Origin of the sequence: Teichococcus oryzae (genome assembly GCF_008386565.1) — a bacterium.
Taxonomy (GTDB): Bacteria; Pseudomonadota; Alphaproteobacteria; order Acetobacterales; family Acetobacteraceae; genus Pseudoroseomonas; species Pseudoroseomonas oryzae.
Window position 1 is genome coordinate 1,107,561 of sequence record NZ_VUKA01000001.1, and the last position, 26,873, is coordinate 1,134,433.

The 26,873-nt window shown below is 70.3% G+C and carries 23 protein-coding genes; 9 read left to right on the forward strand and 14 right to left on the reverse strand.

Annotated features, from left to right (window positions below; genetic code table 11):
* The first annotated feature begins 140 nt into the window (after window positions 1-140).
* Both F0Q34_RS05125 and F0Q34_RS05130 read left to right on the forward strand, forming a co-directional pair.
* Window positions 141-1,220, forward strand: coding sequence for a phosphotransferase (locus F0Q34_RS05125; RefSeq protein ID WP_149811002.1), 1,080 nt, complete (start codon window positions 141-143; stop codon window positions 1,218-1,220).
* Window positions 1,217-2,548, forward strand: a complete 1,332-nt coding sequence (locus F0Q34_RS05130) for an aspartate aminotransferase family protein (RefSeq protein WP_149811003.1) — start codon at window positions 1,217-1,219, stop codon at window positions 2,546-2,548. The genes F0Q34_RS05125 and F0Q34_RS05130 overlap by 4 nt, the downstream gene beginning before the upstream one ends.
* Window positions 2,549-3,017: 469 nt before the next feature.
* On the opposite strand, the gene F0Q34_RS05135 is transcribed toward F0Q34_RS05130, so the two are convergent.
* Genes F0Q34_RS05135 through F0Q34_RS05160 form a run of 6 tightly spaced genes read right to left on the reverse strand, consistent with a single transcriptional unit; the run spans window position 3,018 to window position 9,463 of the window.
* The gene (locus F0Q34_RS05135; protein ID WP_149811004.1) at window positions 3,018-3,719 is read right to left on the reverse strand and encodes an ABC transporter ATP-binding protein; all 702 of its coding nucleotides are present in this window, start codon (window positions 3,717-3,719) and stop codon (window positions 3,018-3,020) included.
* A complete protein-coding gene (locus F0Q34_RS05140; RefSeq protein WP_149811005.1) occupies window positions 3,719-4,468 on the reverse strand; it encodes an ABC transporter ATP-binding protein in 750 nt (249 codons plus the stop codon). The genes F0Q34_RS05135 and F0Q34_RS05140 overlap by 1 nt, the downstream gene beginning before the upstream one ends.
* Window positions 4,465-6,309, reverse strand: a complete 1,845-nt coding sequence (locus tag F0Q34_RS05145; RefSeq protein ID WP_149811006.1) for an ABC transporter permease — start codon at window positions 6,307-6,309, stop codon at window positions 4,465-4,467. Before F0Q34_RS05145 ends, F0Q34_RS05140 begins: the two co-directional genes overlap by 4 nt.
* Before the next feature lie 7 nt (window positions 6,310-6,316).
* Complete coding sequence (locus F0Q34_RS05150; protein ID WP_149811007.1) at window positions 6,317-7,555, reverse strand: ABC transporter substrate-binding protein; 1,239 nt, start codon at window positions 7,553-7,555, stop codon at window positions 6,317-6,319.
* 39 nt (window positions 7,556-7,594) lie between these two features.
* Window positions 7,595-8,779, reverse strand: a complete 1,185-nt coding sequence (locus F0Q34_RS05155; RefSeq protein WP_149811287.1) for an aminotransferase — start codon at window positions 8,777-8,779, stop codon at window positions 7,595-7,597.
* Window positions 8,780-8,821: 42 nt separating this feature from the next.
* Window positions 8,822-9,463, reverse strand: a complete 642-nt coding sequence (locus tag F0Q34_RS05160) for a DNA-3-methyladenine glycosylase family protein (protein WP_149811008.1) — start codon at window positions 9,461-9,463, stop codon at window positions 8,822-8,824.
* Window positions 9,464-9,576: 113 nt separating this feature from the next.
* Between F0Q34_RS05160 and F0Q34_RS05165 the strand changes: the two genes are divergently transcribed.
* Both F0Q34_RS05165 and F0Q34_RS05170 read left to right on the forward strand, forming a co-directional pair.
* Window positions 9,577-10,341, forward strand: coding sequence for a response regulator (locus tag F0Q34_RS05165; RefSeq protein ID WP_149811009.1), 765 nt, complete (start codon window positions 9,577-9,579; stop codon window positions 10,339-10,341).
* 12 nt (window positions 10,342-10,353) lie between these two features.
* The gene (locus tag F0Q34_RS05170) at window positions 10,354-11,706 is read left to right on the forward strand and encodes an ATP-binding protein (protein WP_149811010.1); all 1,353 of its coding nucleotides are present in this window, start codon (window positions 10,354-10,356) and stop codon (window positions 11,704-11,706) included.
* A 12-nt stretch (window positions 11,707-11,718) separates the two neighbouring features.
* On the opposite strand, the gene F0Q34_RS05175 is transcribed toward F0Q34_RS05170, so the two are convergent.
* Window positions 11,719-12,909: a M20 aminoacylase family protein gene (locus F0Q34_RS05175; protein WP_149811011.1), complete on the reverse strand. Its 1,191-nt coding sequence runs from the start codon at window positions 12,907-12,909 to the stop codon at window positions 11,719-11,721.
* A gap of 169 nt (window positions 12,910-13,078) precedes the next feature.
* Here F0Q34_RS05175 and F0Q34_RS05180 point away from each other — a divergent pair, with 169 nt between their 5' ends.
* On the forward strand, window positions 13,079-13,396 hold the full coding sequence (locus F0Q34_RS05180) for a hypothetical protein (protein ID WP_149811012.1): 318 nt from the start codon (window positions 13,079-13,081) through the stop codon (window positions 13,394-13,396).
* Window positions 13,397-13,426: 30 nt separating this feature from the next.
* On the opposite strand, the gene gltX is transcribed toward F0Q34_RS05180, so the two are convergent.
* Window positions 13,427-14,821 (reverse strand): glutamate--tRNA ligase, encoded by a 1,395-nt coding sequence (gene gltX / locus F0Q34_RS05185; protein WP_149811013.1) that lies wholly within the window; start codon window positions 14,819-14,821, stop codon window positions 13,427-13,429.
* A 118-nt stretch (window positions 14,822-14,939) separates the two neighbouring features.
* Between gltX and F0Q34_RS05190 the strand changes: the two genes are divergently transcribed.
* Window positions 14,940-17,147: a ComEC/Rec2 family competence protein gene (locus F0Q34_RS05190; RefSeq protein ID WP_277755247.1), complete on the forward strand. Its 2,208-nt coding sequence runs from the start codon at window positions 14,940-14,942 to the stop codon at window positions 17,145-17,147.
* On the opposite strand, the gene lexA is transcribed toward F0Q34_RS05190, so the two are convergent.
* From lexA to F0Q34_RS05220, 6 genes are all read right to left on the reverse strand, one after another.
* Window positions 17,104-17,817, reverse strand: a complete 714-nt coding sequence (gene lexA / locus F0Q34_RS05195) for a transcriptional repressor LexA (protein ID WP_149811014.1) — start codon at window positions 17,815-17,817, stop codon at window positions 17,104-17,106. The genes F0Q34_RS05190 and lexA overlap by 44 nt on opposite strands.
* A 134-nt stretch (window positions 17,818-17,951) precedes the next feature.
* Window positions 17,952-19,157, reverse strand: coding sequence for a molybdopterin molybdotransferase MoeA (locus F0Q34_RS05200; protein ID WP_149811015.1), 1,206 nt, complete (start codon window positions 19,155-19,157; stop codon window positions 17,952-17,954).
* Window positions 19,154-19,696 carry a cyclic pyranopterin monophosphate synthase MoaC gene (gene moaC, locus F0Q34_RS05205; RefSeq protein WP_149811016.1) on the reverse strand — a complete coding sequence of 181 codons (543 nt, stop codon included), beginning with the start codon at window positions 19,694-19,696 and terminating at the stop codon, window positions 19,154-19,156. Before moaC ends, F0Q34_RS05200 begins: the two co-directional genes overlap by 4 nt.
* Window positions 19,693-20,502, reverse strand: a complete 810-nt coding sequence (trpC, locus tag F0Q34_RS05210) for an indole-3-glycerol phosphate synthase TrpC (protein WP_241665326.1) — start codon at window positions 20,500-20,502, stop codon at window positions 19,693-19,695. Before trpC ends, moaC begins: the two co-directional genes overlap by 4 nt.
* Before the next feature lie 14 nt (window positions 20,503-20,516).
* Complete coding sequence (trpD, locus tag F0Q34_RS05215; protein WP_149811017.1) at window positions 20,517-21,542, reverse strand: anthranilate phosphoribosyltransferase; 1,026 nt, start codon at window positions 21,540-21,542, stop codon at window positions 20,517-20,519.
* A 67-nt stretch (window positions 21,543-21,609) separates the two neighbouring features.
* Window positions 21,610-23,514: a peptidyl-prolyl cis-trans isomerase gene (locus F0Q34_RS05220; protein WP_149811018.1), complete on the reverse strand. Its 1,905-nt coding sequence runs from the start codon at window positions 23,512-23,514 to the stop codon at window positions 21,610-21,612.
* A gap of 163 nt (window positions 23,515-23,677) precedes the next feature.
* Between F0Q34_RS05220 and tpiA the strand changes: the two genes are divergently transcribed.
* From tpiA to F0Q34_RS05235, 3 genes are all read left to right on the forward strand, one after another.
* Window positions 23,678-24,415 carry a triose-phosphate isomerase gene (gene tpiA, locus F0Q34_RS05225; protein WP_174241994.1) on the forward strand — a complete coding sequence of 246 codons (738 nt, stop codon included), beginning with the start codon at window positions 23,678-23,680 and terminating at the stop codon, window positions 24,413-24,415.
* Between the two features lie 85 nt (window positions 24,416-24,500).
* Window positions 24,501-25,376 carry a bifunctional helix-turn-helix transcriptional regulator/GNAT family N-acetyltransferase gene (locus F0Q34_RS05230; RefSeq protein WP_149811020.1) on the forward strand — a complete coding sequence of 292 codons (876 nt, stop codon included), beginning with the start codon at window positions 24,501-24,503 and terminating at the stop codon, window positions 25,374-25,376.
* Between the two features lie 58 nt (window positions 25,377-25,434).
* Window positions 25,435-26,841, forward strand: a complete 1,407-nt coding sequence (locus tag F0Q34_RS05235; RefSeq protein WP_149811021.1) for a dipeptidase — start codon at window positions 25,435-25,437, stop codon at window positions 26,839-26,841.
* The last annotated feature ends 32 nt before the right edge of the window (window positions 26,842-26,873 follow it).

Genomic DNA, 26,873 nt, shown 5'->3' on the forward strand with positions numbered 1-26,873 from the left:
ATGCCAGTTCTCCTGATGCCGCCGGGCGGCCAGATGGGTTCGCGGGTTGAGTTACCGCCTCGGTGCGGGGTTGGCGAGGCGCCTCCGGCTGGTGGAATGCCGATCCGCGTCGCAAGATAGCGGGAGGAATTCTGCCGCTGATGCTGCCGGATGAGGATGGCACGTTGAACTGGGATCAGGACAGGCTGGGGGCGCTGCTGGACGCGCCACCCCTGCCGGTGACGGAGGCCGAGGCGGAAGCCCTGGCCGAACAGCATTTCGGCCAGCAGGGCCAAGCCGTGCCGCTGGGCGGCGAGCGCGACCGCAACTTTCATCTACGGGCCGGGGATGAGGCCGGCTTCGTGCTGAAGGTGATCCACCCGGCCGAGGACGCCGCGGTTTCCGCCTTCCACAGCCTGGCGCTGGAGCATCTGGCGCGAAGCGACCCCTCGCTGCCGGTGCCGCGCCTGCACAGGCCTGTCGCCGGGCCGGGAACCGAGGCGATCTGGCAGCCGGAGGGCCGTCCGGCCTGCCGCCTGCGCCTGCTTGACTACCTCCCCGGCCGGCCTCTCCACCTGACGGCGCCGGGCCCGGCCCAGCGGCGGGCCGTCGGTGCCTGCTTGGCGCGGCTGGACCTGGCCTTCCAGGGCTTCACCCATCCCGCCGAGCGCCATCCGCTGATGTGGGACATCCAGCATGCGCTGCGGCTCCGCGGATTCCTGGCGCATCTGCCGCAGGTGGGGGACCGGGGGGTGGCCGCCGCCATGCTGGACCGTTTCGAGCGCCATGTCCTGCCGGTGCTGCCGCGGCTGCGCATGCAGGTCATCCACAACGACTTCAACCCGCACAACATCCTGGCCGACCCGGCGGACGATGCCGCGATCGCTGGGATCATCGATTTCGGCGACATGGTGCGCGCGCCGCTGGTGCAGGACCTCGCGACCGCCTGCGCCTACCAGATGCAGCCCGAGGGCCACCCCCTGGCCGCCGCCGCCGAGCTGGCGCAGGCCTTCCACGCCCATTGTCCCTTGCAGCCCGAGGAAATCGCGATCCTGGCCGACCTGATCGGCACGCGTCTTACCGTTTCGGTGGCCATCAGCAGCTGGCGCGCGGCGCGGCAGCCGGAAAATGCCAGCTACATCCTGCGCAACTACAACCGCGCCTTGTCCGGCCTGCGGCGCCTCGGCGTGCTGCCGCGCGACGAAGCGCAACGCTTCCTGAAGGAAAGGCTTGCCGCATGAGCAGCACCATGATCAACGCCTTCGACCCGCGCGCCACCAATGGCGTCGCCCTGCGTGAGCAGGCCATGATCGCCCGGCGGCAGAAGCTGCTCGGCCCGGCCTACCGGCTGTTCTACGGCAATCCGGTGCATCTGGTGCGCGGGGAAGGGGTGTGGCTCTACGACCCGGATGGCAACCGCTATCTCGACGTCTACAACAACGTCGCCTCGGTCGGGCATTGCCACCCGCACGTTGTCGCCGCGCTGTCGCGGCAGGCGGCGGTGCTGAACACCCACACGCGCTACCTGAACGACACCATCCTCGACTATGCCGAGAAGCTGCTGACGTATTTCCCGCCGGAATTGTCGCATGTGATGTTCACTTGCACCGGCAGCGAGGCCAATGACCTCGCCTTCCGCGCCGCATGCTCCTTCACCGGCGGAACCGGCATGATCGTGACGCGGCTGGCCTATCACGGCGTCACCGTCGCGATCTCGGAGATGTCGCCCTCCCTCGGCGACGGCATCACCCTGGGCAAGCATGTGCGCACCGTGCCGGCGCCGGACCTGTACCGTTCCGGCGGGGAGGATGTGGGGACGGCGATGGCACGGCATGTCCGTGCCGCCATCGAGGACATGCAGGCGCATGGCATCCGGCCGGCGGCGCTGCTGGTGGACACCATCTTCTCCTCGGATGGCGTGTTCTCCGATCCGGCCGGTTTCCTGGCGCCCGCCGTCGCCGCCATCCGCGAAGCGGGCGGGTTGTTCATCGCCGATGAGGTGCAGCCAGGCTTCGGCCGCACGGGCGAGGGGATGTGGGGCTTCACCCGGCACGGTCTGGTGCCGGACATGGTGACCATGGGCAAGCCGATGGGGAACGGCCACCCGATCGCCGGCATGGTCGCCAAGCCCGAGATCCTGGAGCGCTTCGGCAGCCGCACCCGCTACTTCAACACCTTTGGCGGCAATCCCGTGTCCTGCGCCGTGGGGCAGGCGGTGCTGGAGGTGATCGAGCAGGAAGGGCTGGTCGCCAATGCACGGGAAACCGGCGCCTATCTGCGCGCCGGGTTCGAGGCGCTGGCCCAGCGCTTCCCGATCATCGGCGATGTGCGGGGAGCCGGCCTGTTTGTCGGCGTCGAACTGGTCACCGACCGTGACCGCAAGATCCCGGCCACCGCCGAGACGGCACGCCTGGTGAACGGGTTGCGGGAACGGCGGGTGCTGATCAGCGCGGCCGGGCCACATGCCAATGTGCTGAAGATCCGGCCGCCCTTGGTGTTCCAACAGGAACATGCCGACCTGTTCCTGGATGCCGTGGCGGCCGAGCTGGAAGCGATGACGATTGGCTGAAGGCTGAGGGCGGCCATCACCCACGGGCCGCTTTCACATTTTGTTCCCGGCCGCGCAGAACACTTGTGTTGATGTTCTGTTTATGTTCGCATGTGGCCATGCCGATGCCGTTCCCGACCTCCTGCGCTCCGGCCACCTGGGCCACCCCGTATCCCCCGGGGAGCTCCCCCGACAGGTGCGACCCTCGGGGCGTGCCTCGCCTGGAGCGGCATGGCAGGGCGCGGGCAGGGGATGTTCCCCTGTCCGCGTCACTCCCCCGTCTTTGGGCCTTGGCGAGGGAGCTGATGCTGGGGGCGGTGCTGGGCATCCTGGGCGGTTGGGTCGCGGGCCATCTGGCGTTCTGGCTGCTAGGCTGATCGTTTACCGGATGGCATTGGGGAGATGCCGCAATGCAAAGGGTGGATGTGCAGCCCCTCGGCCCTGGCCTATTTTATCCTCCGCCATATGGCTGCGATGAACGGTGTTCCGGTTAGACTGACAGGAACTTCGCCCGCAATTCCGCGTCCCGCATCAGCTCGGCCATGGGGCCGGTGTGGCGAACCGAGCCGGATTCCAGCACCACCGCCTGATCCGCAACGGCAGCGGCGAAGCCCAGATTCTGTTCCGACAGCAGGATCGACAAGCCTTCGGCCTTCAGCTTGGCAACGGCCACCGCCATGCGTTCCACCACCACCGGGGCCAGGCCTTCGGAAGGCTCGTCCAGCAGCAGCAGGGTCGGGTTGCCCATCAGCGTGCGGGCAATGGCGAGCATCTGCTGCTCGCCGCCGCTCATCCGGCTGGCGGCGCGCTGCCGCATGGTGGCGAGCGCCGGGAACAGGGCGAAGATGCGATCCGCCGACCAGGGCTGCAATCCCGCGCGGGGCGGGCGGCGGCCGACCTCCAGGTTTTCCGACACGGTCAAGCCGGCAAAGATCCGCCGTTCCTCCGGCACATAGCCGAGTCCCAAGCGGGCGATGGCATGGGGCGGCTGCCCCGCCAATTCCCGCTCATCCAGCAGGACCGCGCCCGCGCTGGGCGGCACCAGGCCCATGATAGCCTTCATGGTGGTGCTCTTGCCGGCGCCATTACGGCCGAGCAGGCACAGCACTTCGCCCTTCGCCAGCGCCAGCGAAACGCCGTGCAGGATATGCGCGCGGCCGTAATGCGCGTGCAGCCCTTCGACCCGCAGCATCAGTCCGCCATTCCTCCCAGATAGATCTGCCGGACCAGCGGGTTGGCCCGCACCGCCGCCGGGGCGCCGCCCGCGACCAGCCGCCCGCGGTCCAGCACCAGCACCCGGTCGGCATGGTTGAACACCACGTCCATGTCATGCTCGGTGAACAGCACGGCGATGCCGGCGGCGCGCGCAATGGCGGCGGTCTGCGACATCAGGGCCAGCCGCCCCGCCGGAGCCATGCCCGCTGTCGGCTCATCCATCAGCAGGAGGCGCGGCCGGTTGGCCAGCGCCATGGCCAGTTCCAGCCGCTTCAGGTCGCCATAGGCGAGGATGCCGCAGGGACGATCCGCCTGATCGGCCATGCCGACCCGCTCCAGCAGCTCCTCCGCCTCCCGCGTCATCAGTCCCGCGGCCGGCTGCCACAGCCCCAGAAGCCGCCGTGCATGGGACAGCAGCGCCATCCGCACATTGTCCAGCACGGTCAGGGAGCCGAAGGTGGCGGTAACCTGGAAGGTCCGCCCGACCCCCTGGCGCCAGATGGCGCGTGGCGCCCAGCCGGTGATGTCGCGGCCGCCCAGGCGGACCGTTCCGGCATCAGGGCGCAACTGGCCGTTCAGCATGTTGAAGCAGGTGCTCTTGCCGGCGCCATTGGGGCCGATCAGGGCCAGCATCTCACCCGGCGCCAGCTCGAAGGACACGCCGTCCACAGCACGGTTGCCGCCCCAGGCCTTCACCAAGCCTTGCGCCTGCAACACCGGGGTCATGCGCCGCGCCGCCTTTGCAGGGCACCGGCCAGGCCGGACGGAAAGAACAGCACCAGGGCCAGGATCACCAGCCCAAGGACCAGCCGCCACAGATCGGTCAGCCGCGCCAGCTGCTCCTGCAGCCCGGCATAGGCGATGGCGCCCAGCACCGGGCCGGACAATGTCTGCACGCCGCCCAGCAGCACCATCAGCAGGGCATCCACGCTGCGCGGAATATCGAGCGAGGACGGGAACACGCTGCCCTTGCCATAGGCGAAGAGCGACCCCGCGACGCCGGCCGCCGCCGCCGCCAGGGCGAAGGCCAGCCAGCGGATGCGAAAGGCGTCGATGCCGATGGCCTCGGCCCGCAGCGGTGAATCGCGCTGGGCCCGCAAGGCCATGCCGAACGGCGCATGGATGGCGCGCCGCAGCAGCCACACGCCAAGGCCGCACAAGGCCAGGGACAGGTACCAGAAGGCCAGCCGCCCACGCGCCCATTCGCTTGGCCACACGCCAAGGATGCCATTGTCGCCGCCCGTGACCTCGATCCACTGGAAAGCCAGGCTCCAGGCGATCTGCGCGAAGGCCAGGGTCAGCATGGCGGAATAAACGCCGGAAAGGCGCACGCAGAACCAGCCAAAGGCCAGCCCGACCAGCCCGGCGAAGAAGGGCGCGGCGATCAGCCCCGCCTCCATCGGCGCCGCGAGGTGGCGCGCCAGAAGGGCGGCGGCATAGGCGCCGGCGCCGAAATAGGCGGCGTGGCCGAAGCTCGCCATGCCGCCCGGCCCCATGATGAAGTGCAGGGAGGCGGCGAACAGCACCAGCGCGGCGAAGTCGGCGAGCAGGATCAGCGGGTATTCGCCCAGGAAGGGCGGCAAGGCCAGCAGAAGGGCCAGCGCCGCCCAGCCCAGGCCGCGCAGCCAGCGCGGGGCAGGTCCCGGAAGCGGCTGCCCGGCCTCGGAAGCGGGCGGCGCGCCTTCCGGCTCGCGCCCGAGCAGCCCGTGCGGCCGCAGCACCAGCACCACGGCCATCACCAGGAACACCAGCACCAGGGTGATGCGCGGAAAGGCCAGGATGCCGAAGGCGTGCAATTCGCTAATCAGCAGCGCCGCCAGGAAGGCACCGGGCAGGCTGCCGAGGCCACCCACCACCACCACCACGAAGACCTGGACGATGATGGCCATGTCCATGTGGATGGTCACCGCCTCGCGCGGCAACTGCAACGCGCCGCCCAGCCCGGCCAGGGCGGAGCCCAGGAAGAACACGCCGGTGAACAACAGCCGCTGGTCCACGCCGAGGGCGGCCACCATTTCCCGGTCCTGGGTGGCGGCGCGCAGCAGGATGCCGAAGCGGGTGCGGTGGAACAGCAGCCACAGCAATCCCAGCATCACCGGTCCGATGGCGATCAGGAACAATTCGTAGCGCGGGAAGCGCAGCCCCAGGATCTCCACGGCGCCGCGCAGCAGCGGCGCCCTGGGGCCGAACTTGTCATCGGGACCCCAGAACAGCAGCACGAGATCCTGCACCACCAGCACCAGGGCAAAGGTGGCGAGAAGCTGAAACAGTTCCGGCGCGCGGTAGATGCGGCGCAGGATGGTCATCTCGGCCAGGGCGCCGATCAGCCCGATGGCCAGCGCGGCCAGCAGGATGCCGCCCCAGAAGCCCCAGAAGCCGCCCAGCCCGGCCAGGGGACCATGGCTGACCAGGGTCCAGGCCAGATAGGCGCCCAGCATGTAGAAGCTGCCATGGGCGAAGTTGACGATGCGGCTGACGCCAAAGATCACCGTCAGCCCGGACGCGACCAGAAACAGCGAGGAAGCGCTGGCGAGGCCGTTCAGCGCCTGGATGACCAGCGTGTCCAAGGCCGGATCAGCCCGGCTGCGGACGCCAGCGCCGCACCTGCTCATCCGGCGGCAGGTAGTTCGCTCCGTCGGCGTAGCGCCAGTCCACCATCACGCCGGTGCGGCCCTGCAACCTGGTCCGGCCGACAAAGGCGCCCAGCGTCGCCTGGTGGTCCAGCGCCCGGAACTCGACCTCCCCCGTGCCATAGCCGGTCTGGTAGCGGAGGCCCTTGAAACCCGCGACCATTGCCTCGGTATCGGTGCTGCCGACCTTGCGCAGCATGGTCGCGATGGCCAGCGCCGTGTCATAGCCCACGATGGAGCCGCAACGCGGCAATTCGCCGAAGCGGGCGCGGTAGGCATCGCGCAGGGCGATGTGGACGGGGTTGTTCAGCGCGTCGCGCGGATAGCCGGTGACGATCCATCCATCCGGGCATTCCTCGCCGAGGGGTTCCAGATACTCCGGCTCGCCGGTCAGCATGGAGGCCACAACGCGGTTCTCGAACAATCCGCGCGTGTTTCCTTGCCGAACAAAGTTCAGCAGGTCGGTGCTGAAGGTCACGTTGAAGATGCCTTCCGGCCGCAGCCGTTCCAGTGCCTGGACCGTGGCGCCGGCATCAATGCGGCCGAGGGCGGGAAACTGCTCTCCGACGAACTCGACATCCGGCCGAGCCTTGGCCAGCAACTCCTTGAACCAGCGGACAGCGGACTGGCCATATTCGTAGTTGGGCGCGATGGTTGCCCAGCGCTTGGCGGGCAGCTTCGCCGCTTCCTCCACCAGCATGGCGGCCTGCATGTAGGTGCTGGGCCGCAGGCGGAAGGTGTAGTGGTTGCCCTTGGACCAGACCAGCGCATCCGTCAAAGGTTCAGAAGCGACATAGAGGACCTTGTTCTGCAACGCGAAATCGCCAAGGGCCAGGCCCACATGGGACAGGTATCCGCCGCCCAGCAGCGCCACCCGTTCGGAGGCAACCAGTTCCCCCGCGATGCGCACGGCGTCTTCCGGCCGTCCGGCATCGTCCCGGAACAAGGTTTCCAGCGGGCGGCCATGGATGCCGCCCTCGGCGTTAACGCGCTCCTGCGCCAGGAGCCAGCCATTGCGGTAAGGGCCCAGAAAGGCGGGCTGCGCCGTGTAGGAGTTGATCTCGCCGATCCGGATCGGCGCCGTTCCCTGCGCCCTCAGCATGGCGGGCGCGGCAAGCCCCAGCGCCGTGCCGGTCAGCAATCCCCGCCGGCCGAGACGGAAGGATGGGTTGCGCAGGTCCATGGCGAAGCAGTCCTTTTCTGGGTCGTCGGCAAGCTGTGCCTAAGCGTTCGCCCGCTGTAAGGCATTCAGCCGGTCAGGCAAGATCGCGAGCGCCGGTTCCGGCGCGTTGGCGAAGGCCAGGCGGAGATGGCGCTCCTGCCCGGGCCCGAAGAACGGCCCCGGCAAGGTCAGGACGCCATGTTGCGCCGCGAGGCGTTCGGCGGCGCTCAGGGCATCGCCCAGGCTGTCCGGAATGCGAAGATAGGCAAAATAGGTACCGATCGCCTCGATGGTCCATCCGGGCGCGACGCGCATGCCATGCTGGAACGCATTGGCGCGCGCCTGCATCAGGGCACGGTTCGCATTGCGCCATTCCACCAGTCCGGGGATTGCCCAGCTCAAGGCTGTCTGAGCCGCCCGAGGGGCGCAGATCTGCAGGCTGTCCATCACCTTCAGCAATTCCGCCCGGAAGGCGCCGCCACCTAGGACGGCCCCTACGCGATGACCTGGGACGCAGTAAGATTTGCTGAAAGAATAGAGTTGTACGACGTTATCTTGCCATCCACGGTCAGAGAAAAGCCGATGTGGTGCGCCTGCGTCCGCGGGCAGGAAGTCGCGATAGGTTTCGTCCAGAACCAGCCACACGCCGCGCCGGCGGCAGATCTCCGCGATGGCGGCGATGGTGGCGGGCGGCGTCACGGCCCCGGTAGGATTGTTGGGAGTGACCAGCACCACCGCCCGCGTATGGGGGGTCAGGGCTTCTTCCAGTCGCGCCGGATCCGGGATGAAGCCGTTTTCCGCATGGGTGGCGAAAGGAAGCGTCCGAATGCCCAGCAGTTCCAGTGCCATGCGATGGTTGAAATACCAAGGCGTTGGAAGAAGAACCTCATCTCCTGTCCCAGCCAGGACCGTGATGGCCATGGTGAAGGCCAGATTGCAGCCCGCCGTGATCGCCACATCCGCCGCGTGGAACGAGGTGCCGTAGAAACGCGATACATCCTCGGCCACTGCCTCGCGGAAGGCGGGATCGCCATCGATCGGGCCGTAGCTGGCGGCGGCGGCCGAGCCGGCTGCCTCCGCCAGCCGCGCCAGAATTTGCGGATGCGGCGGATAGCCCGGCACTGCCTGGGTCAGGTCGAGCATCGGGCCCGCCGCCCCGTCATAGCGCGCGGCCCAGGCCCGGGCCGTCGGGATGGGCGGGGTGGCGGTGGCATGGACACGGGCGGAAAGTGGCGGGTTGGGCATGGCGGCGGAGAGTGTCACGGGATTTCCAGCCCCGCTACCCGGCTATTCGGATTCGCCGGTCGGGCGGCCGGTTGCATGCCGCCAATGGTGCCACAGCAGGCGCGCCGCCAGGGACCGCCAGGGCCGCCACGCCTCGGACAGGGTGATCAGCGCCTTCGCGGAGGGCCGCGCCGGAAGCCGCTTCAGGTGCTGCACGGAAGCGGCCAGCGCCACATCCGCATAAGGGAAGATGTCGGGCCGCCCTTCGGCGAACATCAGATGCACCTGGGCCGTCCAGGGGCCGAGGCCGCGCTGCGCCGCCAGATGGTCGATCGCCACCTGGTCCGTCATGTCGCGGAGTGCATCGAGGCGAAGCCGGCCTTCGAGGCAGGCAAGCGCGAGCCCGCGAAGATGCGCCACCTTGGGACGCGACAGGCCAGCGGCCCGGAACTGCTCGTCCGACAGCAACAGCAATCCGTCCGGCTCCAATGCGCCGGGAAGGGCGGCGAAGCGGCGCCAGATCGCCTCCGCCGCGAGGTTGCTGATCTGCTGGCCCAGCACGGTGCGCGCCAGGCCGCCGAAGCCACGCGGCCGACTGCGCCATGGCAATGGCCCGGCATTGGCCTCGATGGCGCTGAAATCCGGATCGGCGGAAAACAGTTCCGGCAGGGCGGCCTGCACCCAGGCGGGCCGCGTCATCGGCATGCCGCGTCTCGTTGAGGTTCCCAGTGCAACGAAATGCAACCACGCGTCCGGGCGCAAAATCCTGTAACATGGTGATCGGGCGTCATTGCCATATCCACTTTATGGTCGAGAGCATGGAACCCCCTCCGCATATCCTTGTCGTTGATGATGACAGGGAAATCCGTGACCTCCTGTCGAAGTTCCTGGAACGGCAATCCTGCCGGGTGTCCGCAGCCCGGGACGCGCGGGAAGCAAGGCGGCTCTGGCCGCTCGGGCGCTACCACCTGGTGGTTCTGGACCTGATGCTTCCCGGCGAGTCCGGCCTGGAGTTCGCGCGCTGGCTGCGCACCCAGTCGGATGTGCCCATCGTCATGCTGACGGCGATGAGCGAGGAAACGGACCGCATCGTCGGCCTGGAACTTGGCGCTGATGATTATGTCGCCAAGCCGTTCAATCCCCGTGAATTGCTGGCCCGCATCCGCGCCGTTCTGCGCCGCGCCAATGGCGAGGGCAATGCCAGCCAGGAGCCGCCCGCCAAGGCGATCCGCTTCGCCGGCTGGACGCTGGAGCCTGCCCGCCGCCGCCTGCTGAACCAGGACGGTGTGGAAGTGCCGCTGACCGGCGGCGAATACGAGTTGCTGATGGTGCTGGTGGAGCGCCCGAACCGCGTCCTCACCCGCGACATGCTGATGGACCTGCTGCGCGGGCGGCAGGCCGGCCCGTTCGACCGCGCCATCGACGTTGCCGTGTCCCGGCTGCGGCGGAAGCTGGAAGATGACGGACGCAACCCCAGCCTGATCAAGACCGTCCGTGGCGGTGGCTATGTGCTGGCCGCGACGGTGGAGAAAGCGGCCGAGTTGCCGGCGAGCCTTGCCCATGCAGGCGGCGCCACGCCCTGATGGGGCGCTGACATGATCCGCCGCCTGCGGCCGCGCAGCCTCGCGGGGCGCACAGCCCTGTTCCTGACCCTGGCGCTGATGCTGGTGCAGACGGCGGGATTGCTGATCCACGCGCTGGACCGGCTGGACCTCCAGCGTATCATCCTGTCGCGCGAGATCAGCAGCCGGGCCTTCATCTTCTGGCGCACCGCCGTGCTGGCCAATCCCGACCGGCGGCAGACCATGCTGTACGAGATCGACCTGATGCGCGGGCTGCGGGCCGACCTATCCGACACCCCGGCCGTCCGCCCCGGCATGCCGCGGCCGCCGCCGCCGCTGGTGGAAATGTTCCAGGTCAAGCGGTGGCGCGCCCTGCCGCCCAATCTCCGCCCGCGGGCCCTGTTGGTCGCGGGGGGCGAGGGGCCGCGCGACCTGATCGTGGCGAGCCAGTTGCCCGACGGGCAGTGGGTGAATCTCTGGCTGACAGTGCCGGTGATGCGGCCATGGCATTCCGGCGCCTTCCTGGTGGCCTTCCTGATGATGACGGGGGCGGCGCTGGCGCTGATCGTGTGGGCCACGCGGCGGCTGACCCGTCCGGTTTCCGCGCTGGCGCGCGCCGCAGAGCAGTTGGGCCGCGATGTCAATTCGCCCCCCCTGCCTGAGGATGGCCCGCGCGAGGTCGCCACCGCCGCCCGCGCCTTCAACACCATGGCCGAGCGCATCCGCCGCTTTGTCGGCGACCGCACCCAGATGCTGGCGGCGATCGGCCATGACCTGCGCACTCCCATCACGCGCCTCCGCCTGCGGGCCGAGTTCCTGGAGGATGACGAGCAGCGGCGGAAGATGCTGGCCGATCTCGACGAGATGGAAACCATGGTCAACGCCACCCTGGCCTTCGCCCGCGACGACGCGGCGACCGAGCCTTCCGTGCCGCTCGACCTCGCCGCGCTGTGCCGCACCGTGCTGGACGAGGCCATGGATGCCCGCCCCGGGCTCACCGCCGAGGCCGTGACCTATACGGGGCCTGAGCGGTTGCGCATCAGTGCGCGCCCCGTGGCCCTGAAGCGGGCCCTGGCCAATCTGGTGGGCAACGCGCTGAACTATGGCGGCCGCGTCCGCCTCCGGCTGGACGGGCAGGGCCCGAAGGTCGAAGGCGGGCTGGTGCGGCTGTTGATCGAGGATGAAGGGCCCGGCATCCCGGATGACTGCCTGGAAGTGGTGTTCCAGCCCTTCCGGCGCCTGGAAACCAGCCGCAACCGGGAAACCGGCGGCACCGGGCTGGGCCTGCCGATCGCCCGCAACATCCTGCGCGCCCATGGCGGCGACGTGATGCTGATGAACCGCCAGGGCGGCGGCCTGTCCGCCCTGGTGACCCTGCCGGCCTGAGGCCGGCTGTGCTCAGGCGAGCTTCAGTTCTTCCCGCACCAGGCTGACCCAGTAGCCGGCGCCAAAGGGAATGGCGTCGTCGTTGAAGTTGTAGGTCGGCGTGTGCAGTCCTTCGGAGGTGGCGCCGCCGGCACCCTGGCCCATGAAGATGAAGGCGCCGGGGCGCGCTTCCAGCATGTAGGCGAAATCCTCCCCGCCGGTGACCGGCTGTGCCTCGGCCTCGGTGTTGTCCTGGCCGACCAGCGCGGCGGCGGCCTCCAGCGCGGTGGCGGTCTGCTCGGCATGGTTCACCAGCGGGGTGCCGTTGCGGATGTACTTCACCTCGGCCGAGCAGCCGAAGCTTGCCGCCAGGCCCTGCGCCAGCTCGTTCATGCGCCGCTCGATGGTGTCGCGCACATGCGGCAGAAAGGAGCGGGCGGTGCCGCCGAGGCGGATCTCCGCCGGCATCACGTTGGTGGAGCCGAAGGAGCCGCCCTCGATCGCGCCGACGCTGATTACGCCCGCCTCGATCGCCGCGATGTTGCGGCTGACGATCGTCTGCAGCGCCAGGATGAACTGCGCCTGCAGCACGGTGACGTCGGTGGACAGGTGCGCCGCCGCGCCGCCATGGCCGCCCGTGCCGCGGAACGTCACCACCCAGCGGTCGGGGGCCGCCATGAAGGGGCCCGGCCGGATGGCGAACTGGCCGAGCGGCAGGCCCGGCTCGTTGTGCAGGCCATAGACGGCGTCCACCGGAAAGCGCTCGAACAGCCCGTCGGCCAGCATCGCCTTGGCGCCGCCGCGGCCTTCCTCGGCCGGCTGGAAGATGAAGTGGACGGTGCCGCCGAAATCGCGGTGCTGCGACAGGTACCGCGCGGCGCCCAGCAGCATGGTGGTGTGGCCGTCATGCCCGCAGGCATGCATGGTGCCGGTGTTGGTGGAAGCGTAGGGCAGGCCGGTCGCCTCGGTGATCAGCAGCGCGTCCATGTCGGCGCGCAGCCCGATGGCACGCTGGCCGGGAAGGCGGCCCTTCAGCGTGCCGACCACGCCGAACCGGCCGACGCCTTCCGCCACCTCCAGCCCGTATTCCCGCAGCTTCGCGGCGACCAGGGCGGAGGTCCGCTTTTCCTCCATTCCCATTTCGGGGTGGGCGTGGATGTCCTGCCGGATGGCGGCGAGATCCGGCTGAATGCTGCGCAGCTCGGCGAGAAGGGTGTCGTTCACGATATGCTCCCGGATGCCGAAGCAGGGCGGCCGGGCCGTGCCTGCCTCGGGAAGGCCCTCTCATGGACCAGCGCGCCTCAGAAGGAAAGCGCTCCGGGCGGGCATGCCGGGGATCTGGCCATCCATCGCCCGGTAGCGCATAGCTGGCGCGGCAGCAAAGGACGCGAAGATGGACAAGGATGCGCTGACCGCATGGGCACTGCGCAATGGCTGGGTGATGATCGGCGGCCATCCCAGCCTGGCCAAGCCGACCGCGCCGAAGGAAGCCATTGTGCGGCTGGTCTTCAAGGCCACGGTGGTCAACCTCGAAGTGAAGAAGCCGGCCGGCAAGTGGGAAAAGGTCGGCGGGGACAGCTACGCCAAGGTTGCCCTGCCGGAGGATGACGAGGACGCCCTGCCCACCGGCCTGGGCTTCGAGAAGGTGCCGAGCATCACGAAGCTGATGCAGGACGGCCGCGACCGAAAGGTGTTCGCGGGCTTCGGCTGAGGCCCGGCGGCGCGCCGCCGGGCTTCCGGATCAAGCGCCGGCGGCGGCGCGCATCCGCGCCAGCGCTTCCTCGCGGCCCAGCGCGAACAGCACCGCGTCGATCGGCGGCGACTGGGTGCTGCCGGTCAGTGCCGCGCGCAGCGGCTGTGCCACGGCGCCGAGCTTCATCTCCTTCACCTCGGCATAGTCGCGCAGCCACTTGTCCAGGTCGGCCCGTTCCCACGGCGCTTCCGACAGGAAGTCGGCGAGGTCGAGCAGCCTTGCCTTGGCCTCCTCGTTCAGCTGCGCCGCCGCCTTGGGCTCGAAGGCGAGGGGGATCGAGGCGATGGCGAAGCCGCACATGGAGGCGGCTTCCAGCAGGGTGCGGGCGCGCGGCTGGATGTCCGGCATCAGGGCGCGGATGGTGGTGGCGGCGCCATGCGGCAGCGGGCCGTTCCGGCGCAGGATCTCCAGCACCTCGCCCGTCACCGCGTCCGGGTCCTTCTGGCGCAGGTACTGGGCATTCAGATGCGTCAGCTTGGCATAGTCCATGCGGCTGGCGGCGCGGCCCACATCCTTCAGATCGAACAACTGGATGGCGCGGTCGCGCGGGACGAATTCCTCGTCGCCATGGCCCCAGCCAAGGCGGAGGAGGTAGTTGCACACCGCTTCCGGCAGGAAGCCCTGTTCGCGGAATTCCAGCGCGCCCACGGCGCCGTGCCGCTTCGACAGCTTGGCGCCGTCCGCCCCGTGGATCAGCGGGATATGCGCGAAATGCGGCCGTGCCCAGCCCATCGCGTCATACACCATCACCTGGCGGAAGGTGTTGGTCAGGTGATCGTCGCCGCGGATCACATGGGTGATGCGCATGTCGTGATCATCCACCACCACCGCATGGAGATAGGTGGGCGTGCCGTCTGAACGCAGGATGATCATGTCATCCAGCTCGCTGTTCTGGACGCGGACCTCGCCCTGGACGAGGTCATGGATCACCGTCTCGCCCTCGCGCGGGGCCTTGATGCGGATCACCGGCTTGACGCCAACGGGTGCCTCGGACGGGTCGCGGTCGCGCCAGCGCCCGTCATAGCGGGGCGGGCGGCCTTCCTTCATCGCCGTCTCGCGCATGGCGGCCAGTTCTTCCGGCGTGCAGAAGCACTGATACGCCTTGCCCTGGGCGAGCAGTTCCCGCGCCACCTCGGCATGGCGGGCTTCCCGGGTGCTCTGCATCACCGGTGGCTCGTCCGGCGCCAAGCCCAGCCAGTCCAGGCTCTCGATGATCTGCCGCACCGCTTCGGGCGTGGAGCGGGCGCGGTCCGTGTCCTCGATCCGCAGCAGGTACTGGCCACGGTGATGGCGCGCGAAAAGGAAATTGAACAGGGCCGTGCGGACCCCGCCAATGTGCAGGTAGCCCGTGGGCGAGGGGGCGAAGCGGGTGCGTACGGTCATGGCTCGGCGTCTTCCTTCGAGCCGGTGCTTCTAACATCCCTGGCGCCTGCTGTAGAGTGCGCGCAACGGTTGAGAAAGCATGTCCGATCTTGCCGCAGGGCAAAAAGGCCCTTTCCGCGTGCCGTCCCTTCGCTTCCTGCCCAGGTGGCGCGCCGCGCCATCCGCCATGGCCGCCGCCCTGGGTGCCTCACTGGCTTCCGACTGGCACCGCCTGCCGCTTTGGCTGCCTGTGGCCCTCGGGGCCGGCATCCTGTTCTATTTCGGCCTGCGCGGCGAGCCGTCCGCCTGGTGGTGGGTGCTTCCCGGCCCGGTCCTGGCGCTGGCGCCGCTGTTGCGTGGCCGCCCGGCGCTGGCATGGATGGCGGGGCTCCTCGGCACGGCGCTGCTCGGCTTCGCGCTGGCCGGGTGGCACGCCGCCCGCATGCCCGCCCCCCTTGAGCTGCCGCGCCGTGCCGTGGTGCTGGAAGGGGTCGTGGACAAGGTCGAGATGCTGCCGAAAGGGCTGCGCGTCACGCTCGGCGCCGCGCAACTCGGCCCTGGCGAGCCGGCGCTGCCCCGCAGCCTGCGCATCCGCCTCAAGGCCGATGATCCCTTGCAGCCGGTACCGGGGGAGCGCCTGCGGGTGCGCGCCCTGGTGCGGGAGCCATCCGCCCCGGCCTACCCCGGGGGCTGGGATTTCCAGCGCGATGCCTTTTTCAGCGGCCTGGGCGGCTCCGGCTTCGCCCTTGGCCCTGCGGAGCGGGTAGGGGAGATGGCCGGCCCGCGCCCCTTCGCGCGCCTGCGGCGGGAACTGGAACGCAGGGTGACGGCCGTGCTGCCCGGCGGCACAGGGGCCGTGGCGGCGGCATTGCTGACCGGGGGGCAAAGCGGCATCCCGGCGGAGAACATGCAGGCCATGCGGGATTCGGGGCTGGCGCATCTGCTCTCGGTATCGGGGCTGCACATCGCCATCGTGATGGGGCTGGGCTTCGGGCTGCTGCGCTTCGGCATCGCCATGGTTCCGGCTCTGGCGCTGCGCTTCGACAGCAAGGTGGCGGCGGCACCCGCCGGATTGCTGCTGGGCTTCGGCTATCTGCTGCTGACTGGCCTGCAGGTGCCGATGCTGCGCTCCTTCGCCATGGCTGCCGTGGTGACGCTGGGCGTCATGCTGGGCCGCCGCGCCCTTTCGTTGCGGGTGCTGGCGGTCGCGGCGGTGGTGGTGCTGGCGATGCAGCCCGCCGCGCTGCTGGGACCATCCTTCCAGATGAGCTTCGCGGCGGTGCTGGTGCTGATCGCCTGGGCGGAGGCGAGCACAGCCCGGATGGGGCGCTGGCGGCTGGGGGATGAATGGTGGCGGCGGCCCCTGGTGCTGCTGGCCGGCATGGTGCTGACCTCCCTCCTGGCCGGGCTGGCCACCACGCCCTATGGCCTGCATCATTTCGGCCGCCTGCAGCTTTACGGCGTGGCGGCCAACATGGTGGCGGTGCCGATCACCTCATTCCTGGTCATGCCGGCGGGCCTGCTGGCGGTGGCGGCCATGCCCTTCGGCCTCGAGGACTGGCCGCTGCGGCTCATGGGGCTGGGGGTGGATGCCACGCTCTGGGTCGCGCGCAGCGTGGCGGACTGGCCGGGCGCCGCCTTGTCGGCCATGCCGATACCCCCGGCGGGCTTGGCCCTGGCCAGCTTCGGCCTGTTGTGGCTGTGCCTGTGGCGGGCCCGCTGGCGCCTGCTGGGCGTGCCGATGCTGATGGCGGGGCTGGGCAGCGCCGCATTGGTGACGCCGCCCGACATGCTGGTGTCCGGTGACGGCAAGCTGGTGGCGCTGCGCCTGGAGGATGGGCTGGTGCTGCAACGGAACAGCGGCGCCTCCGGCTTCATCCGCGCCAGCTGGCTGCGCGGGCTGGGCGAGGATGACGCCGAGGCGCTGCCCGCCAGCGCCGAGCGGCGGGATGCCGCCCTGAACTGCGAGGGGGCAAGCTGCCGCTTCCAGCCCGACGCCGGAGGCCCGGTGGCCCTGCTGCTGCGGGCCGCGAAGCCGAAGCGCGGCGAGCAGGCGCCTGAAATCCGGGCCGAACCGTTTTGCGGGGAGGCTGGCCTGCTGGTGTCGTCGGAGCCGATCCGTGGCCGCTGCCCCGGCGCGCGCGTGGTGGATCGCTTCAGCGTCTGGCGCAACGGGCCGCATGCCATCTGGCTGCGGCCCGGGGGGATGCGCATCCTGTCCGATCGCGACTGGCGGGGCAGCCGCCCCTGGGTGCCGCCGCCGCCCGTGCCGGCCGCCCGGCGTGCCGATGCGGCCCGCCCTCTCAGTAGCGGCGCAGCAGCCCGACCAGCCGGCCCTGCACCTTGACGCGATCGGGGCCGAAGATGCGGGTCTCATAGCGCGGATTGGCGGCTTCCAGGGCGATGGAATTGCCCTTCCGCCGCAGCCGCTTCAGCGTCACCTCGTTCTCGTCCACCAGGGCGACAACCACAGAGCCATTCTCCGCCACCTCGTCGCGGCGGATGATCACCGTGTCGCCATCCAGGATGCCGGCACCTTCCATGGAGTCGCCGGAAACCTCCAGCGCGTAATGATCCCCACCGCCGAGCAGTGCCGCGGGCACTTCCACCGTGCCGCCGCTGTCGCGCAGCGCCTCGATCGGCTGGCCGGCGGCGATCCGGCCATAAAGCGGCAGATGAACCGCCGCCGCATCGGCCGCGCTGCGGCTGGCACCCGGCAGATTGGACGCGAAATTGCCGCGGATGACATTGGGTGCGAAACCGGGCGCCAGCGCGGGACGGATCTCGGCGGCTGGCGCCACATTGTCCGGCAGCCGGATCACTTCCAGCGCGCGGGCGCGATGGGCGCGGCGGCGCAGAAAGCCCCGTTCCTCCAGCGCGGTGATCAGCCGGTGAATGCCGGATTTGGAGCGCAGGCTCAGGGCTTCCTTCATCTCCTCGAAGGAGGGAGAGAACCCCGTGTCGCGCAGGTGCTTATCGATGAAAACCAGCAACTCATGTTGCTTGCGCGTCAGCATGCGCGACTCCCTGTGAACATCTGGCCAGGATCCCGGCCAGTCGCGACGAGGCTGCGAACAAACCGGCAACCCGCTCAATGTTCTACGAAAGTTCCAGGGCGTCGGTCAACCATGTTCCAGTGGTCCAGGGAGCCTCAAAGGCCAAGCTGCTCCAGCTCCATCACTTCCACCATATCGCCCGGCGCGGCGGCCGGCGCGTGCGGCAGGCGCCGGATCAGCGCGTCGCAACCCGCCAGGATGCGCAGCATGGAACTGTCCTGCCGGTCGGCCGGGGTAGCCAGGAGTTGGCCCTGCGGGCCCCGCTCCAGCCGCGCCCGCAGATAATCCTCCCGCCGGTCATTGGCGGGCAGGGGCGCCGCGAGCCGTGCCGCATGCAGGGCCGGCGCCCCGGCCGGCAGGCCGGAAAGCACCGCCAGGGCCGGCTGCAGGAACAGCACCCCGCAAACCAGCGCCGACACCGGATTGCCTGGCAGGCCCAGCAACGGCGTCGTGCCCAGCCGCCCCCAGATCAGCGGCTTGCCCGGCCGCATGGCGATCTTCCAGAAATCCAGCACAAAGCCCTGCGGCCCCAGAGCCTGCTGCACCAGGTCATGCTCGCCCACGCTGGCGCCGCCCGTGGTCAGCATCAGGTCGCAGGAGCGGGCGGATTCGGCGGCGGCGGCGATGGCGCCGGCGTCGTCGGCGGCGATCGGCAGCACCAGGGGCACGCCGCCGCCCGCGCGAACCAGCGCCGCCAGCGCATGGGCGTTGGAGGACACGATGCCGCCGGGCGGCAATGGCTCGCCGGGCAGGCGGATCTCGTCGCCCGTGGCCAGGATGCCGATGCGCGGGCGGCGATGCACGGTCAGCCAGGCATGGTTGGCGGCGGCGGCGAGGCCGATGTCGCGCGCGGTCAGCCGCTTCCCAGCCGGGAGCAGCACGTCGCCCAGGCGGAAATCCAGCCCGGCGGGGCGGATCCACCGGCCGGGGCGCACCGTTTCACGCACCGTCACGGTGACGTCGCCGGCTTCCGCGTCCTCCTGCAACAGGATGCCATCGGCGCCGGCGGGAACAGGGGCGCCGGTGAAGATGCGCACCGCTTCCCCAGGGCCGACGCCGCCCCCGAAGGGATGGCCGGCCGGGGCGGCGCCGATCACGCGCAGCACCGCGCCTTCCGCCGCGTCGGCGGCGCGCACCGCATATCCATCCATGGCGGACATGTCGGAGGGGGGCTGGGTCAGTCTTGCCGCCACCGGCGCGGCCAGCACGCGCCCCCAGCCTTCCTGCAGCGACACCGTCTCAGGGCCGGTGGCGCTCAGGCTGCCCAGGATGCGGGAACGGGCCTCCTCCACCGGGATCATGGCGTGGCCGCTTCCCACAGGCCCGACTTGCCGCCTTCCTTGCGGGCGAGGTGGATGCCGTCGATCCGCATGCCGCGGTCGATTGCCTTGCACATGTCGTACACTGTCAGCGCCGCGACCGACACGGCGGTCAGGGCCTCCATCTCAACCCCGGTGGGGCCGGTGGTCTTGACCCGCGCCTCGATCCGCACGGCGCCGGGCGCCTCCGGCACCAGTTCCAGCTTCACCGAAGTCAGGGCCAGCGGGTGGCAGAGCGGGATCAGCTCGGCGGTGCGCTTCGCCGCCATGATGCCGGCGATGCGCGCCACGCCCAGCACGTCGCCCTTGCCGAGCGAGCCGGCCCGGATGGCGTCCAGCGTGGCCGGCGCCATCTCCACCCGGCCGCGGGCGATCGCCAGCCGCTCGGTGGCAGGCTTGGCCGAGACATCCACCATCACCGCCCGGCCTTCCGCGTCGAAATGCGTGAAGCCGCCAGGGGTGGGAGCGGGCGCGGCTGGCGCGGCGCGCGGCGGGTCGAAGCCTTCGCCGCCTTCGCTCATCCGGCCTGCACCATGGCGCGGGCGGCCTCGGTGACGTCCGGCTGGCGCAGAAGATGCTCGCCCACCAGGATGCAGCGCGCGCCAACGGCGGCCATGCGGCGCACGTCGTCGGGAGTCCGAAGGCCGCTCTCGGCCACCGGGATGCGGTCGGCCGGGATCTGCGGCACCAGCGCCTCGGCGGTGGCGAGATCGGTCCGCAGGGTGCGCAGGTTGCGGTTGTTGACGCCGATCAGCCGGGTGTTGAGGCCCAGCGCGCGGTCCAGCTCGCGCTGGTCATGCACCTCGGCCAGCACCGACATGTCCAGGCTGCGCGCGATATCCTCCAGCTCCCGTGCCTGCGCATCCGACAGCGCGGCCAGGATCAGCAGGATGCAGTCGGCGCCCATCGCCCGCGCCTCGAACACCTGGTAGGGGTCGATCATGAAATCCTTGCGCAGCGCCGGCAGCGGGCAGGCGGCGCGGGCGGTCACCAGGTCGGCCGGCGTGCCCTGGAAATACGGCTTGTCGGTCAGCACGGACAGGCAGGCCGCGCCGGCGTCGCAATAGGCCCGGGCGAGGGCGGCGGGGTCGAACGGATCGCGGATAAGGCCGCCCGAGGGCGAGGCCCGCTTGATCTCGGCGATCAGGCCGATGCGCCCATCCGCCACGGCGTCGCACAGCGCCCCGGTGAAGTCGCGCGGCGGGCCGAGATCCCGGGCGCGGGCCTCCATCTCCTCCAGCGGCGTCGCTTCCTTGCGGGCGCTGACTTCCTTTTCCTTGTCGGCCAGGATGCGCAGCAGGGTGTCGGACAGGGCTTCTGCGTTCAAGGCGGTCTCTCTGATCAATTCGCGGAGGTGTCGGACTGGGTGGCGCGGCGCAGGCGCTCCAGCACGGCCAGCGCCGCGCCTTCATCGATGGAACGCGCCGCCCGCCCGGCCGCGCCGCGCAGGTCGTCGGTGTTTCCCGCCACCACCAGGGCGGCGGCGGCGTTCAGGATGACGCAGTCGCGATAAGGGCTGCGCTCACCCCTCAACAACGCTTCGAGCCGTTCCGCGTTGTGGGCCGGATCGCCGCCGCGCAGCGTTTCCGCCGGGGACTCCGGCAGGCCCGCATCGGCCGGGGAAACGGTGAAGGCGCGAATCTGGCCATCGCGCAGCTCGACCACCTCGCTCGGACCTGCGACGGTCAGCTCGTCCAGCCCCTGGCCATGCACAAGCCAGGCGCGTTCCGTGCCGATGCGGCCCAGGGTCTCGGCCATCGGGCGCAGCCATTGCGCGGCGAAGGCGCCGGTCATCTGCCGCTTCACCCGGGCCGGGTTGGTCAGCGGGCCCAGCAGGTTGAAGATGGTGCGCGTGCCCAGTTCCACCCGCGGGCCGGAGGCATGGCGCAAGGCGGCGTGGTGGCGCGGCGCGGCCAGGAACATCATGCCGGCCTCCCGCATCACCCGCGGCAACTCGCCGAGCGGCAGGTCCAGATTGACGCCCAGCGCCGTCAGCGCGTCGGACGCGCCCGATCTCGAGGACAGCGCCCGGTTGCCATGCTTGGCCACCGGCACGCCGGCGCCGGCCACCACCATGGCGGCGGCGGTGGAGATGTTCAGCGTTCCCGCCCCGTCGCCGCCGGTGCCGACGATGTCCACCGCGCCCGGAGGTGCCTCGGCCGGGGTCATGCGAGCGAGCATGGCGCGCACGGCGCCGGTCATTTCCGCCACTGTCTCGCCGCGCAGGCGCATCGCCATCAGCAGGCCGGCGATCTGGGCGGGTGTCGCCTCGCCTTCCATGATGATGCCGAAGGCGGATTCCGCCTCGGCCTCCGTCAGCGTCTCGCCGGTCGCGAGGCGGCCCAGAAGCGGCTTCAGGGAATTCATGCCACTCCCCCGGGGAATGCCGCAAAGACAGTGGCTTGCATGATGTCCTTCCCCTTCCGAAATGCGTTCACCGGGCTGTCACCTGGCCGAGCATCTCGGCATTGTAGGTGACATCGGCCCGGGCGCGCAGGGCGGCCAGGTATTGCTGCTCCAGATCGCCGAGCATGGCCTGCTCCACGGCGCCGCGCACCTGGCCCAGGGCCAGCGCATCGGACCCCGGGTCGAAGGGCAGCACCTCGACCACCTGGGCGACCGCGAAGCCTTCCAGCGTTTCGGCCATGGTGGCTTCGCCGGGATTGGTGGCGAAGACCGGTTGCAGCAATTCGGGCGGCACCGGCTGGGGCTGGCCCTGCGGGGCGGGGTTGCGGCCGAAGGGCTGGGTGCGGCGGGCTTGCAGCCCGGCCTCGCGCGCCGCCTCGGGCAGGCCCTTGCCGGCCTTCACCGCGGCGAGCAGCGCGCCTGCGCGTTCTTCCTGCGCACGGCGCCGGGCATCGGCGGTCCAGGCCGCGCGGACATTGTCGGCCACCTCGGCGAAGGGGCGCAGGGTGGGGGGCGTGATCTCGGCGATGTTGAAGGCGAACAGGGCGGCCTGCCCGGCTTCGGCGAGGCGCGGGGCCTCGCCCTGCTGCGCGGCGAAGATGGCGCGCAGCGCGATGTTGCGTGGCTCGCCGCTCAGCGGCAGTCCGGCCTCTGCGCCGTCCGGCGCGCGACCGGCGCTGTCGGTGGTCACCTCGGCCAGCGCCAGCCCGAAGCGCGGCGCGACCTCGGCCAGGGTGGCGCCGCCGGCCAGCGCGTCCTCCACCTGGTTGGCGCGCTCATAGGCGATGTCGGCTGCCCGCTCCTGGCGCACCAGGGCGGCCACTTCGTTCTTCACCGCCTCAAAGCCGCGGCTGGAGCCGGGCTCGATGCCGGTGACCTTCAGCACATGCCAGCCGAACGGGGTCTGCACCGGGGCGCTGACGCCGCCCTCGGCGAGGGAGAAGGCCGCGTTGGCGAGTTCCGGCACGGGCAGGCTCGACCGGTCCGTCGTGCCAAGCGGCAGGGCCTGTCCGCCGGCCTGCTGCGCGGCCTCGGTGATGGCCGCGAAATCCGCCCCTCCGCGCCATTGTTCGGCGATGGCGCGGGCGGCTTCCTCGCTTTGCAGCACGGCCTGCTCCAGCGTCCGGCGTTCCGGGGTTTCGAACTGGCCCTGCCGGGCCTCATAGGCGGCGCGCAATTCGTCTTCGCTGGGCTCGATCTCGCCGGCCAGCGTCTCGGGCGACAGCACCGCCACCGTGTAGCGGCGGTATTCCGGGGCGGAGAAGCGGTCCGGATTGTTTTCGTGGTAGCGGGTGAGCTGTTCCTCGGTCGGCGCAGGCGGCTCCGGCGCGGCGGCCAGGGAAAGCGCCACGATGTCGGCCACGCGGCGCTCGCGTTCCCAGGCCAGCAGCGGGCGGGTGAGGGCATCCGGCCCGGCGGCGCCGGCGCGCACCGCGCCCACCATCTGCTGCCGTTCCAGGTCGGCCCGCAACAGGGCCAGGAACGCCTGCTCCGTCAGGCCGTTGTTGCGCAGGAAGCCATCGAAGGTGGGGCGGCTGAAGCGGCCATCCAGGCCCTGGAAGGCGGGAATGCCGAAAACGTAGTCCCGCACCGCCCCTTCCGGCGCGGCGAGGCGGAGGCGTGCCGCCTCCTGCCGCTGCACCCGGTCCATCACCAGGCTTTCCACCGCCTGGCGGGCGATGGCGTTGCTCATCTGCGGCGTGATCTCCATGGCGCCGCCCAGCTGCCGCTGCACGCGGCTGATTTCGCGCCGCGCCGCCTGTTGCGCTTCCGGCAGCTCGATCGGCTCGCCACCGACACGGGCCACGGCGGAATCCCGGCCGAAATTCCGGACGATGTCCTCGATCCCCCAAATCGCGAAGGACAGGATCAGCAGCACGAAAAGGATCTTGGCGAACCAGGTGCCGGCAAGACGGCGCAGCGCAGTGAGCATGATGTTCCGCGACGATGGGGTGGCGCGGCCCACAGGCTGGCCCGCGACGGTGAAGTGGCGCGGACCATAGGCAAAAGCCGGGCTGTTGCCAAACGCCAGGGCGGCTTATAGCCGCAGCACCTGTTTGAGTTCGGCAAAGGAAGAGCAAACCATGACCCCAGGCGTGCGCCCGCTGATCGCCGGCAATTGGAAGATGCATGGCAGCCTGAGCGAGGCCCGCTCCCTGGCCGGCGCCGTGGCTCAGGGAAAGGCCCAGGGGCAAGCCGACCTGCTGGTCTGCCCGCCCTATCCCTACCTGCTGCCCGTGCAGGGCGCGCTGGCCGGCAGCGACGTGGCGCTGGGCGCGCAGGATTGCCACGCGGCGGCCAAGGGTGCCCATACGGGTGACGTCTCAGTGCCGATGCTGAAGGATTGCGGGGCGCGCTTCGTGATCCTCGGCCATTCCGAGCGCCGCGCCGACCATGGCGAAAGCGATGCCGCGGTGCGCGCCAAGGCGGAGGCGGTACTGGGCGAAGGCCTGGTTCCGGTGGTCTGCGTCGGGGAAAGCGAAGCCCAGCGCGTCGCCGGCGAGGCCGAGGCGGTGGTGGCCGGGCAACTGGCCGGCAGCCTGCCGGACGGCTTCGCGGCCGCCGGCGGCGTGGTGGCCTATGAGCCGGTCTGGGCCATCGGCACCGGCCGCACGCCGACCGAGGCCGACATCGCCGCCATGCATGCCCGCATCCGCGCCGAGCTGGTCGGCCGCTTCGGCGCGGCGGGGGAGACGCTGCGCATCCTGTATGGCGGGTCGGTGAAGCCGGGCAACGCCAAGGCCATCCTGGCCCTGCCGCATGTGGACGGCGCGCTGGTGGGCGGCGCCAGCCTGGTGGCGGAGGATTTCCTGGCCATCGCCAGCGCCGTTTGAGGAAAGGGGGCCGCCGGAGCCACGGGCGGCCCACCCCCATCGAAGCAGGTTGATCACGAAATTTATCTGACTTAAGTCAGATAAAATGTCGTTCGATCCTGTTTCGCGCTTTCGCCGCTTCAGCCGCGCCGTCACCTCCGAGGTGGGCGCCCTCGACACATCCTTTCTGGGCCGTGGCCGCCCGCTGGGCGCCGCGCGGGTGCTGAACGCCATCGGCCATGGACGCTCCGATGTCGCGGAGATCCGGGATTACCTGGCGCTGGATTCAGGGCTGATGAGCCGGCTGCTCCGCGGCCTGGAGGAAGAAGACCTCATCGCCACCGCCCCGCATCCCGGCGATGCCCGGCGCCGCGTGGCGCGGCTGACCCCGGCTGGCCAGCAGGAGTTCCAGGCCTACGAGGATCTGTCCAACGCGCGTGCCGAGGCGTTGCTGGCGCGCCATCCGAAGCCGGAGGCGCTGCTGGCGGCGATGGATCTGGTGGCGTCCGCCCTTGGCCGCGACCGCCTCGCGCTGCGGGAGATGGACCCGCGCGGCCCGGAGGCGCGCCACTGCCTGTCGGAATATTACGCGGAGTTGGCACGCCGCTTCGAGCGCGGCTTCGACGTTTCCTTGTCCCGCGATCCGGAAGCCTCCGACATGATCCGCCCGCGCGGCGTCTTCCTGGTGGGCCTGTCGGACGGCATGCCGCTCGGCTGCGTCGGGCTGAAGGGCAGCGGCGGGGAGGTGGCGGAGATCAAGCGCCTGTGGGTCTCGCCGGCGGCGCGTGGGCTGGGCCTGGCGCGCCAGTTGATGGAGGCGGCGGAACAGGCGGCCCGCGCATTGTCGATCCAGGTGCTGCGGCTCGATACCAACTCGGCCCTGCCGGAAGCGCTGCAGCTTTATCGCCGTTCGGGCTGGACCGAGATCGAGCGCTTCAACGACGATCCATATCCGGACCTGTTCTTCGAGAAGCGCCTTTGAGGGCTGCCGGCGTGCCGCCCGGCTTGCCCGTGGCCGGGCATGGCGCGAGGATGGCGCCATGCCGAACGACCTGACCGTGCGCGTCCTGGACGCGCTCGATTCCGCCCGCGCCGACACGGAAGCCAGCCTGATCGAGTGGCTGCGCATTCCGAGCGTCAGCGCCCAGCCCGCCCATGCCGCGGATTGCCGCCATGCCGCCGAATGGCTGGTGCGCGAGCTGGCCGCCCTCGGCTTCGAGGCCCGGCTGCGCGAAACGGCGGGACATCCGGTGGTGATCGCCAGCCATCCCGGCCCCCAGGCAAGCCCGGGGAAGGAGGTGCCGCATGTGCTGATCTACGGCCATTACGACGTGCAGCCGCCGGAGCCGCTGGAGCTGTGGAACAGCCCGCCCTTCGAGCCGACTCTCACCGAGGGGCCGCGCGGCCCGCGCATCACGGCGCGTGGCGCGGTGGACGACAAGGGGCAGGTGATGACCTGGCTCGCCGCGCTGCGCGCCTGGCACAAGGTGGCCGGCGGCCCGCCGGTGCGCGTCACCGTGCTGGTGGAAGGCGAGGAGGAGATCGGCAGCCCCAGCCTCGATCCGGTGCTGGAGGCGGAGAAGGCGGCGCTTTCGGCCGATGTCGCGCTGATCAGCGACACCAACATGTGGGCGCCCGGCGTGCCGGCGCTCACCGTCAGCCTGCGGGGCATGGTCTACACCCAGATCGACCTGCGGCTCGGCGACCGCGACCTGCATTCCGGCCTGTTCGGAGGATCGGCCCTCAATGTCCTGAATCTGCTCACGAAGATCCTGGGTGAGCTGAAGGACGAGAATGGCCGCGTGCGGATTCCCGGATTCTACGACAACATTCCCGAGCCGACCGCCGAACAACGCGCCGCCTGGGATGCGCTGGGCTTCGACGAGGCGGCCTTCCTTGGCAATCAGGGCATGTCCACGCCGGGCGGCGAGAAGGGGCGCAGCGCGCCGGAGCGCCTTTGGGCACGCCCGACCGCCGACATCAACGGCATCTGGGGCGGCTATATGGGGGAGGGCACCAAGACGGTGATCGCCTGCGAGGGCCATGCCAAGCTGTCCTGCCGCCTGGTGCCGGGGCAGGACCCCGCGAAGATCGTGGAGGGCATCCGGCAATTCGTGCAGTCCCGCCTGCCGCCCGATGCCAGCTTCACCCTGCAGGTCTTTGGCGAGGCTCCCGCCGTGGCGGTGCCGCCGGACTCGCCCTGGCTGGCCGCGGCGGAGGCGGTTCTGGCGGAGGAGTTCGGCCGCCCCGCGGTGCGGGCCGGCGGCGGCGGCTCGATCCCCGTGGCGTCCAGCCTGAAAAGCATTCTGGGCCTGGATTGCCTGATGATGGGCTTTGGCCTGGATGACGACCAGGTGCACAGCCCGAACGAGAAGTTCGAGCTGAGCTGCCTGCATTCCGGCGCCCGCAGCCATGTGCGGCTGCTGGGCAGGCTCGGCGGCCGGTGAACGATGCGCCGGGATGGTGTTGAGCCATCCCG

Bases quoted from the DNA above. Each gene is read 5' to 3' on its own strand.
- F0Q34_RS05125 (WP_149811002.1), top strand. From the start codon at position 141: ATGCTGCCGGATGAGGATGGCACGTTGAACTGGGATCAGGACAGGCTG.
- F0Q34_RS05130 (WP_149811003.1), top strand. From the start codon at position 1,217: ATGAGCAGCACCATGATCAACGCCTTCGACCCGCGCGCCACCAATGGC.
- F0Q34_RS05135 (WP_149811004.1), bottom strand. From the start codon at position 3,719: ATGCTGCGGGTCGAAGGGCTGCACGCGCATTACGGCCGCGCGCATATC.
- F0Q34_RS05140 (WP_149811005.1), bottom strand. From the start codon at position 4,468: ATGACCCCGGTGTTGCAGGCGCAAGGCTTGGTGAAGGCCTGGGGCGGC.
- F0Q34_RS05150 (WP_149811007.1), bottom strand. From the start codon at position 7,555: ATGGACCTGCGCAACCCATCCTTCCGTCTCGGCCGGCGGGGATTGCTG.
- F0Q34_RS05155 (WP_149811287.1), bottom strand. From the start codon at position 8,779: ATGCCCAACCCGCCACTTTCCGCCCGTGTCCATGCCACCGCCACCCCG.
- F0Q34_RS05160 (WP_149811008.1), bottom strand. From the start codon at position 9,463: ATGCCGATGACGCGGCCCGCCTGGGTGCAGGCCGCCCTGCCGGAACTG.
- F0Q34_RS05165 (WP_149811009.1), top strand. From the start codon at position 9,577: ATGGAACCCCCTCCGCATATCCTTGTCGTTGATGATGACAGGGAAATC.
- F0Q34_RS05170 (WP_149811010.1), top strand. From the start codon at position 10,354: ATGATCCGCCGCCTGCGGCCGCGCAGCCTCGCGGGGCGCACAGCCCTG.
- F0Q34_RS05180 (WP_149811012.1), top strand. From the start codon at position 13,079: ATGGACAAGGATGCGCTGACCGCATGGGCACTGCGCAATGGCTGGGTG.
- gltX (WP_149811013.1), bottom strand. From the start codon at position 14,821: ATGACCGTACGCACCCGCTTCGCCCCCTCGCCCACGGGCTACCTGCAC.
- lexA (WP_149811014.1), bottom strand. From the start codon at position 17,817: ATGCTGACGCGCAAGCAACATGAGTTGCTGGTTTTCATCGATAAGCAC.
- F0Q34_RS05200 (WP_149811015.1), bottom strand. From the start codon at position 19,157: ATGATCCCGGTGGAGGAGGCCCGTTCCCGCATCCTGGGCAGCCTGAGC.
- moaC (WP_149811016.1), bottom strand. From the start codon at position 19,696: ATGAGCGAAGGCGGCGAAGGCTTCGACCCGCCGCGCGCCGCGCCAGCC.
- trpD (WP_149811017.1), bottom strand. From the start codon at position 21,542: ATGAATTCCCTGAAGCCGCTTCTGGGCCGCCTCGCGACCGGCGAGACG.
- F0Q34_RS05220 (WP_149811018.1), bottom strand. From the start codon at position 23,514: ATGCTCACTGCGCTGCGCCGTCTTGCCGGCACCTGGTTCGCCAAGATC.
- F0Q34_RS05230 (WP_149811020.1), top strand. From the start codon at position 24,501: ATGTCGTTCGATCCTGTTTCGCGCTTTCGCCGCTTCAGCCGCGCCGTC.
- F0Q34_RS05235 (WP_149811021.1), top strand. From the start codon at position 25,435: ATGCCGAACGACCTGACCGTGCGCGTCCTGGACGCGCTCGATTCCGCC.